This is a genomic window from Sinorhizobium arboris LMG 14919, from assembly GCF_000427465.1.
Lineage (GTDB): Bacteria > Pseudomonadota > Alphaproteobacteria > Rhizobiales > Rhizobiaceae > Sinorhizobium > Sinorhizobium arboris.
The window spans coordinates 3107467-3121728 of sequence record NZ_ATYB01000014.1; the positions used below are offsets into that span (position 1 = coordinate 3107467).

General features: G+C 64.1%; 12 protein-coding genes and 1 pseudogene. 7 read left to right on the forward strand and 6 right to left on the reverse strand.

Annotation, left to right across the window (positions count from 1 at the left end; all coding sequences use genetic code 11):
- Positions 1-22 precede the first annotated feature (22 nt).
- Entirely contained in the window at positions 23-1432 is a 1410-nt protein-coding gene (leuC, locus tag SINAR_RS0126315; RefSeq protein ID WP_028001850.1) for a 3-isopropylmalate dehydratase large subunit, read from the reverse strand.
- 329 nt (positions 1433-1761) lie between these two features.
- Here leuC and SINAR_RS0126325 point away from each other — a divergent pair, with 329 nt between their 5' ends.
- Together SINAR_RS0126325 and SINAR_RS0126330 are read left to right on the forward strand one after the other, a co-directional pair.
- Positions 1762-2241: a MarR family winged helix-turn-helix transcriptional regulator gene (locus SINAR_RS0126325; RefSeq protein ID WP_028001851.1), complete on the forward strand. Its 480-nt coding sequence runs from the start codon at positions 1762-1764 to the stop codon at positions 2239-2241.
- Entirely contained in the window at positions 2238-3470 is a 1233-nt protein-coding gene (locus SINAR_RS0126330) for a multidrug effflux MFS transporter (RefSeq protein ID WP_028001852.1), read from the forward strand. The genes SINAR_RS0126325 and SINAR_RS0126330 overlap by 4 nt, the downstream gene beginning before the upstream one ends.
- Before the next feature lie 53 nt (positions 3471-3523).
- Here the strand turns inward: SINAR_RS0126330 and SINAR_RS0126335 are convergent, their stop codons facing one another.
- Positions 3524-4741, reverse strand: coding sequence for an argininosuccinate synthase (locus tag SINAR_RS0126335; protein WP_028001853.1), 1218 nt, complete (start codon positions 4739-4741; stop codon positions 3524-3526).
- A 316-nt stretch (positions 4742-5057) separates the two neighbouring features.
- On the opposite strand from SINAR_RS0126335, the gene SINAR_RS0126340 reads away from it, so the two are divergent.
- Positions 5058-5699, forward strand: a complete 642-nt coding sequence (locus SINAR_RS0126340) for a LysE family translocator (protein ID WP_028001854.1) — start codon at positions 5058-5060, stop codon at positions 5697-5699.
- 235 nt (positions 5700-5934) lie between these two features.
- Here SINAR_RS0126340 and SINAR_RS0126345 read toward each other — a convergent pair whose 3' ends face one another.
- The 4 genes from SINAR_RS0126345 to rlmN form a co-directional block, all read right to left on the reverse strand.
- Entirely contained in the window at positions 5935-6729 is a 795-nt protein-coding gene (locus SINAR_RS0126345; protein WP_028001855.1) for an ABC transporter ATP-binding protein, read from the reverse strand.
- The gene (locus tag SINAR_RS0126350) at positions 6726-7601 is read right to left on the reverse strand and encodes an ABC transporter permease (protein WP_028001856.1); all 876 of its coding nucleotides are present in this window, start codon (positions 7599-7601) and stop codon (positions 6726-6728) included. Before SINAR_RS0126350 ends, SINAR_RS0126345 begins: the two co-directional genes overlap by 4 nt.
- A gap of 170 nt (positions 7602-7771) precedes the next feature.
- Positions 7772-8725, reverse strand: coding sequence for an ABC transporter substrate-binding protein (locus tag SINAR_RS0126355; RefSeq protein ID WP_028001857.1), 954 nt, complete (start codon positions 8723-8725; stop codon positions 7772-7774).
- 266 nt (positions 8726-8991) lie between these two features.
- Entirely contained in the window at positions 8992-10176 is a 1185-nt protein-coding gene (gene rlmN / locus SINAR_RS0126360; protein WP_167333615.1) for a dual-specificity RNA methyltransferase RlmN, read from the reverse strand.
- Between the two features lie 414 nt (positions 10177-10590).
- On the opposite strand from rlmN, the gene SINAR_RS0126365 reads away from it, so the two are divergent.
- The 4 genes and pseudogenes from SINAR_RS0126365 to SINAR_RS1000000138520 form a co-directional block, all read left to right on the forward strand.
- On the forward strand, positions 10591-11199 hold the full coding sequence (locus SINAR_RS0126365) for an invasion associated locus B family protein (protein ID WP_028001859.1): 609 nt from the start codon (positions 10591-10593) through the stop codon (positions 11197-11199).
- Between the two features lie 36 nt (positions 11200-11235).
- Entirely contained in the window at positions 11236-12912 is a 1677-nt protein-coding gene (locus SINAR_RS0126370) for a ShlB/FhaC/HecB family hemolysin secretion/activation protein (protein ID WP_050577556.1), read from the forward strand.
- A 150-nt stretch (positions 12913-13062) separates the two neighbouring features.
- The gene (locus SINAR_RS0126375; RefSeq protein ID WP_033057952.1) at positions 13063-13575 is read left to right on the forward strand and encodes a hypothetical protein; all 513 of its coding nucleotides are present in this window, start codon (positions 13063-13065) and stop codon (positions 13573-13575) included.
- Between the two features lie 91 nt (positions 13576-13666).
- Positions 13667-14230: pseudogene (locus SINAR_RS1000000138520) on the forward strand (filamentous hemagglutinin N-terminal domain-containing protein); the annotation flags it as partial.
- Positions 14231-14262: the final 32 nt, after the last annotated feature.

Sequence of the window (14262 nt, forward strand, 5' to 3'; positions counted from 1 at the left end):
AGACGCCGGAAGCTCAAACCGGCTATTTCCACTCGCGGATGTCGACGAAGCGGCCGGCGACCGCTGCGGCAGCCGCCATCGCAGGAGAAAGCAGGTGCGTGCGCCCCTTGAAACCCTGGCGGCCCTCGAAGTTGCGGTTCGATGTGGAAGCGCAGCGTTCGCCCGGCTTCAGACGGTCGTCGTTCATCGCCAGACACATGGAGCAGCCGGGCTCGCGCCAGTCGAAGCCAGCTTCCTTGAAGATCCTGTCCAGGCCTTCCGCTTCCGCCTGCTCCTTGACGAGACCGGAGCCCGGAACGATCATCGCCGAGACGGTCGGGGCGACCTTGCGGCCTTCGACCACCTTGGCGACGGCACGCAGGTCCTCGATGCGGCCGTTGGTGCAGGAGCCGATGAACACTCGGTCGATAGCGATATCGGTGATCTTCGTGCCCGGCTTCAGGCCCATATAGTCGAGCGCACGCCATTTCGAGGTGCGCTTCGTCTCGTCCTGGATATCATCCGGGTTGGGAACGACGCCCTGAACGGAAACGACGTCTTCCGGCGAGGAGCCCCAGGAAACGATCGGCGGCAGATTGGCCGCATCGAGCACGACGACACGATCGTAATGAGCGCCCTCGTCCGTGTGCAGCGTCTTCCAATATTCGACCGCGCTGTCCCAGCCCTCGCCCTTGGGCGCCCGCGGCCGGTCCTTGATATAGGCGAAGGTGGTTTCGTCCGGCGCGATCAGCCCGGCGCGCGCGCCGCCTTCGATCGTCATGTTGCAGACGGTCATGCGGCCTTCCATGGACAGCGAACGGATCGCTTCGCCGGCGAATTCGATGACGTGGCCGGTGCCGCCCGCCGTGCCGATCTCGCCGATGATGGCAAGGATGATGTCCTTGGCGGTGACGCCCGGCGGCAATTGACCGTCGACGCGCACCAGCATGTTCTTCGCCTTTTTCTGGATCAGCGTCTGCGTCGCCAGAACATGCTCGACCTCGGAGGTGCCTATGCCGTGCGCCAGCGCACCGAAAGCGCCATGCGTCGAAGTATGGCTGTCGCCGCAGACGATCGTCATGCCCGGCAGCGTGAAGCCCTGCTCCGGACCGACGATGTGAACGATCCCCTGGCGCTTGTCGTTCTCCGAATAATACTCGACACCGAAATCCGCGGCGTTCCTGGCGAGCGCCTCGACCTGGATGCGGCTCTCCTCGTTCTTGATGCCGAGATGGCGGTCCGGCGAGGTCGGGACGTTGTGATCGACGACGGCGAGCGTCTTCTCCGGGGCGCGAACCTTGCGTCCGGCCAAGCGCAGTCCCTCGAAGGCCTGCGGGCTCGTCACCTCGTGAACGAGGTGACGATCGATGTAGAGAAGACAGGTTCCGTCTTCCTGGCTGTCGACCAGGTGATCGTCCCAGATCTTGTCGTAAAGAGTACGCGGTGCGCTCATGGCTCGTATATCCATCGTATTTTCGAGAATGTGGAATGGGGCCGGCGCCGATGCGGCCGGCAACAGCTGACCTTGAGATCAGGATAGGCGGCTGGTGAGCGCCCCTGAGACGCGCGCGAAGAAGCGTGCCGGCAGGCGCTTGTGATCCTGCAGCACGACGATTTTCTGCTCGCGACATCCGAATTTGGATTCCATGGCCCCGCTCATATCAATTTTTTGACAGTTCGGCAATCGGCGACAAGGGGAGCGCAATCCGATGAGGGCGCGCGCGTTGAACGGCCGAAGCGAATATGCTAAGAAAACCTTATTATTCGAACGCGACCGGACATATGCCCAGGAAACTCGAATCCGATACGATCGGGATGCTCCTCACCGATGTCTCCCGTCTGTTGCGCGGTGCCTTCGATCGCAAGGTCAATGCGATGGACCTCGGTATCACGCCCGGCGAAGCCCGCACACTGGTCCAGGTGGCCGTGACCGAGGGCATCAAGCAGGCGGAGATCGCGACCCGCATGGGAATCGAGCCCATGACGCTCTCCGCCTATCTGGACCGCCTGGAAGCAATGGGCCTCGTGGCCCGCGTGCCGGATCCGGCCGACCGGCGCGCCAAGAACGTCGTCGTGACCGACAAGGCCGACCCGCTCATCACCGAGCTGATGTCGGGTCTGCGTGAAATGATGAACGCCTACACCGAGGATCTGGGCGACGAAGGACGGGAGGTCTTGCGAGCAAATCTCAGGATCCTGCGTGACAGCCTCCGCCGCCTCGACCCTTGCCTTGCCGGCAGGGAGAAGGGGGCGCCCGAATGACGCTCAGGATGAGCGAGCGGCGCACGAGCATCATCGGCGCCTTCCTGGTGGCGCTCGGCCCCATCTCGATGGCGCTATACACGCCGGCGATGCCGGAACTCGTGCGTGCCTTCGCCTCCAGCGAAGCGGCGATCAAGATGACGCTGTCGCTCTATTTCGGCGGCTTCGCTTTCGCCCAGCTCGTCTCGGGCACGCTTTCCGACGTCATCGGCCGGCGGCGGACAACGCTGATCTTCATGGCGATCTATCTTTCCGGCAGCCTGATGTCGGCCTTCGCGCCCTCCGTTCCTGTGCTGCTTGCGGGACGGCTCGTGCAGGGAATCGGCGCATCCGTCGGGATGACCGTGGCGCGGGCCATCGTTCGCGATCAGTTCACCGGGACGACGGCGGCCCGGATCATGAACATGATCGGCATGATGCTGGCGCTCGGGCCCGCGGTCTCGCCAACCCTCGGCGGCATAGCGCTCGGCCTGTTCGGCTGGCAGTCGATCTTCCTGCTGATGGTCGGCTTCGCCCTGGTGGCCTGTTTCATCGTGCAGTTCTTCATGGCGGAAACGGCAACGCCGGATCGCAGCAAAGGGCACCTCGGGCCTATTCTCGCAGCCTATGGCGAACTCATGAGGGACGGTCGCTTCGTATCCTCGACACTGGTGATCGCCGGCGCGGTCGGTGCGCTCTATGCATGGGCGACCATGCTGCCCTTCGTGCTGATCAGCCAGGTCGGGCTCACCCCGACCGAGTTCGGCATCGGCATGCTCATGCAATCGGGCCTGTTCTTTTCGGGCACGGTCACGATGCGCCTCATGATGCGGCGCTTCATGCCGCAGGCGCTCGTGCCGGCCGGCCTCGCCTTCATCGGCGCGGCGAGCCTCATCCTTGCCTTCGCCATGCATGGGCTGGAGCCGACCTTCCTCTCGGTGATGACGCCGATCGGGATCTATGCCTTCGGAATCGCTTTCGTCATGCCTTACATGATGACGGCGGCGATGGCGCCCTTTCCACATATCGCCGGAACGGCTTCGGCGATGATGGGCTTCATTCAGATGAGCGCCGGCCTGCTCGGCGGCGCTCTCGCCGCCCTCGTCGGCGTACCGGCCCTGGCGCTCGGAACGATCATCCCGAGCTTCGGACTTCTCTCATTTGTAAGCTATCTCTGGTATCGCAGGACCGTTCGCCTGAAGCCGCTCGTCGCGCCGGCTGCCGAGCCGATGCGAGAGGCTGCAGAATAGGCTGCGACGGGAAGTGTCATCCCCTCTGGCCTACGGCCAGAGGGGATAGCGGTTCAGCGATTGCGCGCAGCCAGCGTGCGCAGGCGCAGCGCGTTGAGCTTGATGAAGCCGGCGGCGTCCTTCTGGTCGTAGGCTCCCTGGTCGTCCTCGAAGGTGACGAGCTTGTCGGAATAGAGCGACTTGCCGCTTTCGCGGCCGATGACCATGACGTTGCCCTTGTAGAGCTTCAACGTCACTTCGCCCTCCACATGCTCCTGGCTCTTGTCGATCGCCGCCTGCAGCATTTCACGCTCCGGCGAGAACCAGAAGCCGTAATAGATGAGCTCCGCATAGCGCGGCATCAGCTCGTCCTTCAGATGCGCCGCACCGCGGTCGAGCGTGATGCTCTCGATCGCCCGATGGGCCGCAAGCAGGATCGTGCCGCCGGGGGTCTCGTAGACGCCGCGCGACTTCATGCCGACGAAGCGGTTCTCGACGAGATCGAGACGGCCGATGCCGTTGTCGCGGCCGTATTCGTTGAGCTTGGCAAGCAGCGTTGCCGGCGACATGCGCACGCCGTCGATCGACACGGCATCGCCGCGCTCGAAACCGATCTTGATGACGGTCGCCTTGTCCGGCGCGGCTTCCGGCGAAATGGTGCGCATATGCACATATTCGGGAGCTTCCTGAGCCGGATCCTCCAGCACTTTTCCTTCCGATGAGGAGTGCAGGAGGTTGGCGTCAACCGAGAAGGGCGCCTCGCCCTTCTTGTCCTTGGCGACCGGGATCTGGTGCTTTTCGGCAAATTCCAGCAATTCCGTGCGGCTCTTGAACGACCAGTCCCGCCAGGGGGCGATGATCTTGATGTCCGGATTGAGCGCGTAGGCCGAAAGTTCGAAGCGGACCTGGTCGTTGCCCTTGCCGGTCGCGCCATGGGCTATCGCGTCGGCGCCGGTCTTCCTGGCAATGTCGATGAGGTGCTTGGAGATCAGCGGACGGGCGATCGACGTGCCGAGCAGGTAGACGCCCTCGTAGACGGCATTGGCTCGGAACATCGGGAAGACGAAATCACGCACGAATTCCTCGCGGACGTCCTCGATGTAGATCTCCTTGATGCCGAGCATCTCCGCCTTCTTGCGCGCCGGCTCCAGCTCCTCGCCCTGGCCGAGGTCGGCGGTGAAGGTCACCACTTCGGCGCCCAGTTCCGTTTGGAGCCATTTGAGGATGATCGAGGTGTCGAGACCACCGGAATAGGCGAGAACGACCTTCTTCACGTCTTTATGCGATGCCATGGTTTCTGTCCGTCTGTTCGTTTCTGTCCGTCTGCCCGTTTATGTCAGGCTCTCGGGGCGGCAATGCCGCATCGAAAATCTGCGGCACTTTAGCCAGAACTTGAAGGGATACAAGCATTACAGCGCCGCGCGTCGAAAATTGACATATGCGGATTGTCCGGCCGAGGCATCTTTCAGACGCGGAAGGCCGGTGCAGCACGTGACGATGCTGAATCTGCCAGGACTGAGGAAATGCGCCGGTTGATACGCGCGAATCCTCTGGCAAAATCGCGGCGGCGGCAGTATCAGCAAGAAGCATCCGCGTGAGGACTATGCCATGGACTTCGTTCCCAGTCTGCCAACACTGCTCGCTTTCGCCGCTGCAAGCCTCCTTCTCGCCGCGACGCCGGGACCCGACATGACGCTTTCGATCAGCCGGGCGCTGGCGCAGGGAAAGAAGGCTGCCTTTTTCGTCGTGGTCGGCACAGGACTGGGCATCGTCGTCCATACGCTGCTCGTCGCATTCGGCATCTCGGCGCTGATCACCGCATCCCCGACCGCCTTCCTGGTGCTGAAGACCGGTGGCGCCGCCTATCTCCTCTGGCTCGCGATTCAGGCGATCCGCTACGGGTCCAGCCTCTCGGTGACGAAGGTGACGGAGGCGAAGGGTACCGCCCTTTCGAACATCGCGACCGGGTTCTCGGTCAACATTCTGAACCCGAAGGTCGTGATCTTCTTCATGACGTTCCTGCCGCAGTTCGTCACCGCGAACGATCCCGCCGTGACCGGCAAGCTGCTCTTTCTCGGCTTCTTCTTCATCGTCATAGGCATGCCGGTCAACGCGATGGTCGTCCTCGCCGCCGATTGGCTTGCCGCCTGGCTGCAGCGCAACCAACGCGTGATGCGGGCGATCGACTACAGCTTCGCCGGCGTCTTCTCGATTTTTGCCGTGAAGATTTTCCTGACGCAGGCGCGCTGAGATTACCTCCGGGCGCTTGCGATTATTTGCCCCTCATCTGCCTGCCGGCATCTTCTCCCCGTCCTGACGGGGAGAAGAGACAAGCGGCAAGATCCGCATACCTCGCTACCCAAATGTCGAGCCGATATTCAAGGTCGCGGATCGAGCGCCGAGATCGCGGCGTGCGCTCTTCTCCCCGTCCTACGGGGAGAAGATGCCGGCAGGCAGATGAGGGGCCACACCCGCCCAAACCTTGTCAGCCGATCAGCAGCGCATCGTCGTCCAGCGTCTGCCCGCGGATGCGGCGGAACATGGCGATGAGGTCTTCCACTTGCAGCGTCTTGCGGCTGTCGCCGGCAACGTCGAGCACGATCTCGCCGCCATGGAGCATGATGGTGCGATGGCCGAAATCGAGCGCCTGGCGCATCGAATGCGTCACCATCAGCGTCGTCAGTTTGCGCTCCGAGACGATCTTCTGGGTCAGGTTCATGATGAACTCGGCCATGCCCGGATCGAGCGCCGCCGTGTGCTCGTCGAGCAGCAGCACCTGCGAGCCGGCAAGCGTCGCCATCACCAGCGAGACCGCCTGGCGCTGACCGCCCGAAAGCAGGTCCATGCGGTCGCGCATGCGGTTTTCCAGGCCGAGATTGAGCTCGGCGATGCGCTCGCTGAAATGCGCGCGGCGCTTCGAGCCGAGCGCCGGCGTCAAGCCGCGGCTTTCGCCGCGCCTGGCGGCCAGCGCCAGGTTTTCTTCGATCGAGAGCGCCCCGCAGCTGCCGGCAAGCGGATCCTGGAAGACTCGCGCAACGAGTCCGGCGCGAGCCGCTGTACCCTTGCGGGTCACCTCCGTAGTGCCGATCGTGACGCGGCCGCCGCTCGGCAGAACGTCGCCCGCGAGAACCCCGAGAAGCGTCGACTTGCCGGCGCCGTTCGAACCGATGACCGTAACGAAGGAGCCTTCTTCGATCGTCAGGCTGACGCCGTTCAGCGCCTGCTTCTGGAGCGGCGTGCCCTTGCCGAAGACGACCTGGATGTTTTCGACGTTGATCATGCGGCACCTCGGCGCAGACGGGGCAGAATGAGCGCTATCGTCACGAGCAGCGCGGTCACGAAATTGAGGTCGGAAGCCTGCAGGCCGAGCGTATCGGTCGAAAGCGCCAGCTGAATGGCAATGCGATAGAGGATCGACCCGAGCACGCAGCCGATGAGCGCGATCAGAATGCCGCGAGCGCCGAGCAGCGTCTCGCCGATGATCACGGCGGCAAGCCCGACGACGATCGTCCCGACGCCCGAGGTCACGTCGGCAAAGCCGTTCGTCTGTGCAAAGAGCGCGCCGCCGAGGGCGACCAGCGCGTTGGAAATCGCCATGCCGAGATAGATCTGCCGGCTGGTGTCGACGCCTTGCGCCCGCGCCATGCGTGAATTGGCGCCCGTCGCCCGCATCGCCAGGCCCGCATCGCTTTCGAGGAAGCGCCAGACGAGGACGACGGCGACGGCAACCAGAATGCCGACGAAGAGCGGCCGCACGTAGAAATCCCTCAGGCCCAGCCCGTAGAAGGGCGAAAGCATCGTGTCGGCATTGATCAGCGCGACGTTCGGCCTGCCCATGACACGGAGATTGACCGAGAAGAGCGCAATCATCGTCAGGATGGAGGCGAGCAGATTCAGGATCTTGAATCGCACGTTCAGGAGCGCCGTCACCATGCCCGCGGCTGCACCGGCGACCATCGCCACCGTCGCGGCAAGCCACGGATTGACGCCGGCGATGATCAGAACCGCGGTGACTGCGGCGCCAAGCGGAAACGAGCCGTCAACGGTGAGATCAGGAAAGTCGAGCACCCGGAAGGCGAGAAAGACGCCGACGGCGACGAAGGCATAGACAAGCCCCAGTTCCACGGCTCCCCAGAAAGCGATTTGACTCAACGCCGGCAGTCCTCTTCTCGGATGTTCCGCAGGCGTAAGGCGCATGCGGAGCACGTATTCTGAAGTTGAAGTGGGATGCGTACCATTTCCTCATCCCACTCGATAAGCGAACCGCCCCCGTATGGAACGGAGGCGGCAAAAGACAATAATTGCCCGGAGAGGGCGGATCGTTACTCGATCGTGCGCGTGGCCCGGCCGACGACGCTCTCCGGCAGGGTGATCCCCATCCGGGTGGCGGCGCCCTTGTTGATCACGAGATCGGTTCCGGCGGCGACCTTCACGGCGATGTCGCCGGGGTTTTCACCCTTGAGGACGCGAACGACCACCTCGCCCGTCTGCTTGCCGACGTCGTAGTAGTTGAATCCCAGCGCCGCGACCGCGCCGCGGGAGACGGAGTCGGTGTCGGCGGTGAAGAGCGGCAGCTTGCTTTCCTCTGCGACGGCGACCGCGCCTTCGAGCGCGGAGATGATGGTGTTGTCCGTCGGGATATAGATCGCGTCGGCGCGACCGACGAGCGCACGCGCCGCACCCTGGACCTCGGCCGATTTGGTCGCGGCGGATTCGACGACGGTGAGGCCCGCCTTCCCGGCTTCTTCCTTGAGGACAGCCAGCAGCGAAACGGAGTTCGCTTCGCCGGAATTGTAGAGATATCCGATCGTCTTGACGTCCGGCAGGATCTCCTTGATCAGCGCCACGTGCTCGGCAACCGGCGAGAGGTCGGAAAGGCCGGTGACGTTGCCGCCGGGCTTCTCCATGTCCTTGACGAGCTGCGCGCCCAGCGGATCGGAGACGGCGGTGAAGACAACAGGAATATCGCGGGTGGAGGAAACCACGGCCTGGGCCGACGGGGTGGAGATCGGCACGATCACGCTCGGGGCCTCGCCGGCGAACTGGCGGGCGATCTGTGCTGCGGTCGCCGGATTGCCTTGGGCCGACTCGTAGATGAACTTGAGGTTCTCGCCTTCCTTGTAGCCGGCGGCGGCGAGTGCGTCCTTGACGCCGTCGCGGGCGGCATCAAGCGCCGGATGTTCGACGATTGCCGTGACGGCAACCGTGACCTCGTCGGCGCGTGCCGGCAAAGAAAGCGCGACCGTGGCGGCAAGCGCGATGAGAAGCGAACGCATGGGTGTCCTCCGGTTTTTGGTTGGCGATTTCCGGGAAGGCCGGCTAACGTCCCTCCCGCATCCCGCTTCAGAATAATTTTGCCGCTTTCTTAGGAAAGCCGGGGTCCGAAATCAATCGGCGCGAACAGCTTCATCCATCAATCTTCTTCATCGATCGCGGTAAACGCGGGTGGACGCGGCGGACATCGTTCCCCACCCTAGCCCGCCCCCGCACCGGGAGCAAGGTGACGGCAGGCGGACGGGCCGAAACCGGCAAAATGCTCGCCTCAATCCTCGCCGTGATTGGCGATCATCATCGCCTCGAAGGCGAGGCGATCGACCTTGCGCATGCGCTCCGATTCCGACTTGAGCTGGCCGCAGGCGGCAAGAATGTCGCGGCCGCGTGGGGTGCGGATCGGCGAGGCGTAGCCGGCCTGGTTGATGAAATCGGCGAACTTTTCGATCTGCTCCCAGTCCGAGCACTGGTAATTGGTACCGGGCCAGGGGTTGAAGGGGATCAGGTTGATCTTGGCCGGGATTCCCTTCAGGAGCTTCACCAGTTCCTTGGCGTCTTCCAGGCTGTCGTTGACGTCCTTCAGCATCACATATTCGAAGGTGATGCGGCGGGCATTCGACAGGCCCGGATAGGCGCGGCAGGCCTCCATCAGCTCCTTCAGCGGATATTTCCTGTTGATCGGCACCAGCATGTCGCGCAGATCGTCGCGCACGGCATGAAGCGAAATCGCGAGCATTACCCCGATTTCCTCACCGGTGCGGTAGATCTCGGGCACGATGCCGGAGGTCGAAAGGGTGATGCGCCGCTTCGACAGCGACAGCCCGTCGCCGTCGGACGCGATCAGCAGCGCCGTCTTGACGTTCTCGAAATTGTAGAGCGGCTCGCCCATCCCCATCATCACGATGTTGGTGATCTTGCGGCCTTCCGCCGGTACGATCGCGCCCTGAGGCGTGTCGCGCTCGGGGAAATCGCCGAGCCGGTCGCGGGCGAGCAGAAGTTGCGAGAGTATCTCTTCCGCCGTCAGATTGCGTACCAGCTTCTGCGTACCGGTGTGACAGAAGGAACAGGTGAGCGTGCAGCCGACCTGGCTCGAAATGCAAAGCGTGCCGCGGCCTTCCTCGGGAATGTAGACCGTCTCGATCTCCACCGGACGGCCGGCGCCCCGCGGCGGAAAGCGCAGGAGCCACTTGCGTGTGCCGTCGCCGGAGACCTGCTCTTCGACGATCTCCGGCCGCGCAATGGTGAAATGCTCTTTCAGCATCTCGCGCATGTCCTTGGAGACGTTGGACATCTCGTTGAAATCCGAGACGCCGCGGACATAAAGCCAGTGCCAGAGCTGACTGACGCGCATCTTAACCTGGCGTTCCGGCACGCCCTTCTCGACGAGCAGCTTCGCCATGTCTTCGCGCAACAGACCGATCAGCGACGGCTTTTCCGGCTGTGGCGCAAGCCGCATTTGCGGCGCCCTGGCGATGTCCGCCCTGTTCAAGGTTTCAGTGGCTGCCATGCTCGTATCGTCCTGTCGTAAAGCGACGGCTCGTCCGGAGGCGTTTCCGGATCCTGTTCCGATGCTCGAATTGAAAATCTGCCGAGCCTCGGTCGCGCGCTCGATGGGGGCGCAGGGGCTCCGAATTTGAGGGCGCTTTAGCATTCTTTTTGCGGCGAGTCACCAGGGACGTCTTTCTGCCCTGATCCGCCGGTCCACCCAATCGGGTAGGGGGCACTTTGTCCCCCTAACCCGATCCGAGAACCGGCGGTGGACAGCGCAAAAATCTTCTAAACTGCATTGACGAGTCGGCGCCGCGCTTGTTAACGCCTGCTGCACAACTATTGCCTGCAAGACGGGCAGAACGAGCAACGGGAAGACGAGATGCCAAGAAACGCGGCCGCAATCACATTCCTGACCGGTGCGGCGATGCTGGGGGCGCCAGCGTCGTTTGCCGAGGAAGCACGGACGCCCGCAGCGCAGTCCTCGGCTGCTCCGGCGGCCGCCTTTAGTGAAGCTGCCGCTCGCCGCTTCGACGACTGGCACCACCGCTGTGCCGGGGTGACCGTGGCCGAGGGCAAGACGATCACGCAATGTGAAGTGGTTCAAGTCGCCCGTGTCAAGCAGGGCGAGGAGGAAGTGAACGTGCTGACGCTCGCGTTCGCGAAGGCGGACCCGAACAAGGCAGGCAAGAAGGACGCCGGCGGGCTGATGCTGACGGCGCTGGTGCCGCTCAATGTCTATCTTCCGGCCGGATTCGGCGTCGACGCCGACGGCAAGCAGGTCGCCGATCTCGTTTATCGCAACTGCAACCAAGCGGGCTGCTTCGCCGAAAAGCGGCTGGCGCCGGCGGCGATCACTGCACTGAGCAAGGGTGCGAACGGCGCGGCGCGTCTCAAGCTGATGAACGGCCAGAACGTCGCGATCACCTTCTCGCTCAAGGGGCTGACGGCCGCGCTCGTCGAGCTGGACAAGCCAGTAGCGGCCGAGTAGCCCGTGCAGCGTTTGAGGGGTGGTATAGCCGTGGGCATGCTCACGGCGCTTTCGGGCGGCGTGGCGCTGGCGCAAACTCCGGCTGACGATTTCGCTCGCAACAAGGCGCAGGAAGCACGGGTTCAGCGGCTTGACGATCTCAGCCGGCGGACGCCGAAGTCCGAACCGGCGCAAGCCGAGCCGGACACGACGGCAGCGGGCGGCACCTGTTTCACCATCGACCGCGTCGTGGTCGAGGGCGCTCGGACAGTTCCGGCCAAGGCGGTTGCGGCGATCACCGGCCCCCATGCCGGCCGCTGCGTCGGCATCGGCGAGATCAACGGCCTGATGCGGGCGCTGACTGAGCTCTATCTCGACCGTGGCCTTGTCACCGCCCGCGTCTATGTGCCGGATCAGGATATCGCCGAAAGCCGGGTGCTGAGGTTCGCCGTGGAGGAGGGTAAGCTCGCCGATATCTATCTCGACGGCAAGCCGTCCGCCTCCCGGCAGCTGGCGACCGCCTTTCCCGGAATCAAGGGCCGACCGGTCAATATCCGCGACATCGAGCAGGGGCTCGACCAGATCAACCGGCTGTCGTCGCGGAAGGCGAAGACGGCGATGCTGCCCGGTCGCGAGGCCGGCGTGGCGATCCTCGACGTCGACATTGAGCAGGGCCAGCCGTGGCATTTCTCCATCGGCAACAGCAATCTCGGCCAGGAGCAGACCGGGATTTCGCAGAGCAGCGTGTCGTGGCGCCACGACAATCTCCTCGACCTCAACGACCTCTGGTCGTTCACCTACGAGCACAGCGGCCCCGACTATCCCGGCGACGGTGATGGATTTGGCGACAGCGACAGCTATGCGGGCTCGCTCAGCATCCCCTACGGCTACTGGACGGTGACCGCCAACGGCTCGTGGTACGAATACACAAGCGCAGTCGAGGGCGAGTCCTCGACGATGCAGACATCCGGCACCTCCGGCCAACTCGGGCTGACGGCTGACCGAGTCGTTCATCGCGGTCAGAGTTCGCTGACGCTCGTCAGCCTCGGCCTCATCTACAAGGAGACCGACAACTTCCTGCTCGGCAACCGCATCGAGGTCGGCAGCCGGCAGTACACGGTCGGCTCGCTCGGGCTTTCTCACTCCACCCGCCTCTTCGGCGGCTCGTGGAGCTTCGAGCTCGGTGTCGATCAGGGGCTCGACCTGTTCGGCGCCGTGGAACCGGGATCCCCTTCGGCCGGCGAGGCCGATCCTCATTTCACCAAGCTCAACGCCACCGTCAACGCCTCGACGCCGTTCGATGTCGCCGGCGAGAACTTCATCGCCAGCGCCATCGCCAGCGGCCAGGTGACCGGTGACAACCTGTTCGGGGCCGAACAGATGGCGCTCGGCAGCTATGCCAACGTCCGCGGTTCGCGCGAAAGCCTGATCTTCGGGAACAACGGCTTCTTCGTCCGCACCGAACTCACCTGGCGGACCCTGCCATGGGAGGGCGAAGCAGGATTGACCGGGCTGCTTGGCGAATTCCGCCCCTATCTCGGCCTCGACCACGGCCGCATCTTCCGCCAGCCCCGCCATGCCATCGACGGCGGTCATCTCACCAGCTGGACGGCCGGCGCCCGGCTCACCGGCGGCAAGCTCGACCTCGATCTCGGCTATTCCGACGTCATCGCCAGTAGCGTGGCGGGTGCCGATACCGGGCTGCTGTTCGTCAACGCCACGATCAACTTCTAATCCCATGGACCGCCGATGACGCATTTCAAACGACAAGACGACCGCCGCGACCGCAACACCGATCGGTGCATGCGACCGTCAATGAAGGCGGCGACGAAACGCCGGCCCGGCGGGCGGTTCGGGCTCGTTTTAGCGGTGAGCGGTTGCCTGATGCTTTCCGGTTGCGTCACCCGCGATCCCCGGCTGGTCAGTGCACTTCAGACGACGTCGGTGGCAACCGTCGAGGTTGAGACCGCCCCCGATGTCCGCAAGAGCTGGCTGTCCGTAGCCGGTAAACCGGACCCCGGACTGCCGGCGGTGGTCACCACGCTGAAGAGCACGATGGCCAAGGAACTCACCGGTCTTCCCGGTGGTGCGGCCAAGGGCCGGCTGATCGTGACGCTGCATCGCGTCGACGTCGCGAGCAAGGCTGGGCGGGTGATCGCCGGCAGCAACAGCTACATCGAAGGCTCGGCGCGGCTCGAGGATGCGGCGACCGGGCGGCTGATCGCGCAGGCGCCGAACATCCGCGCCGAGGACCGGGGTGTCAAGGGCGGTGGCCTCGGCATTGTCGTCGCGGTGGCGATCAACGCCGCGGCCACGTCCGGCGACGAGGACGCGCTCGCCAGGCGGCTTGCGCAGTCCTTCACCAAGCAGGTCAGGGACTGGCTAACACAGAAATAGACGGACGGCGCAAGGCGCGCCGCACGGGACAGGTTCCGGCGATGGATCGGGTGGGATGAAGGCGCAAGACGCGCTGAGGGGATAGATCACGATGAGCAAGAAGACGGCTATCGGGAAAAGCACGCTTGGCTGGTCGCGGCTGCGGCGTCGGGCCAAGCGCTTCACGGCGCTGACCCTCAGCGCCGTGCTCGTCCTGCAGCCGGCGCTCGTTCACGCGCAGGCGGTGACGCCGGACGGCTCGGCGCCCGCGGCCAACCGCCCCGGCATCGGCGCGGCGCCGAATGGCGTGCCGCTGATCGACATCGTCGCGCCGAACAAGGCCGGGCTGTCGCACAACAAATACGACGCCTTCAATGTCGGCGAGCCGGGGCTGATCCTCAACAACCACGATCTCGAGATCGGCAATTCGAAGCTCGGCGGTGTGACCCCCGGCAACCCCAACCTCAAGGGCACAGGCCCGGCGGCCGTCATCCTCAACGAGGTGACCCGGCCGAACCGCAGCGCGCTCGACGGGCCGATCGAGGTGTTCGGCGGCCGCGCCGAGGTGGTGATCGCCAATCCGGCGGGAATCACCTGCAACGGCTGCGGCTTCATCAATACGCCGCGCGCCACCTTGACGACCGGCACGCCGGAGATCGGCGCCGACGGGCGGCTGAAGAGCCTGAACGTTACCGGCGGGGGAAATCT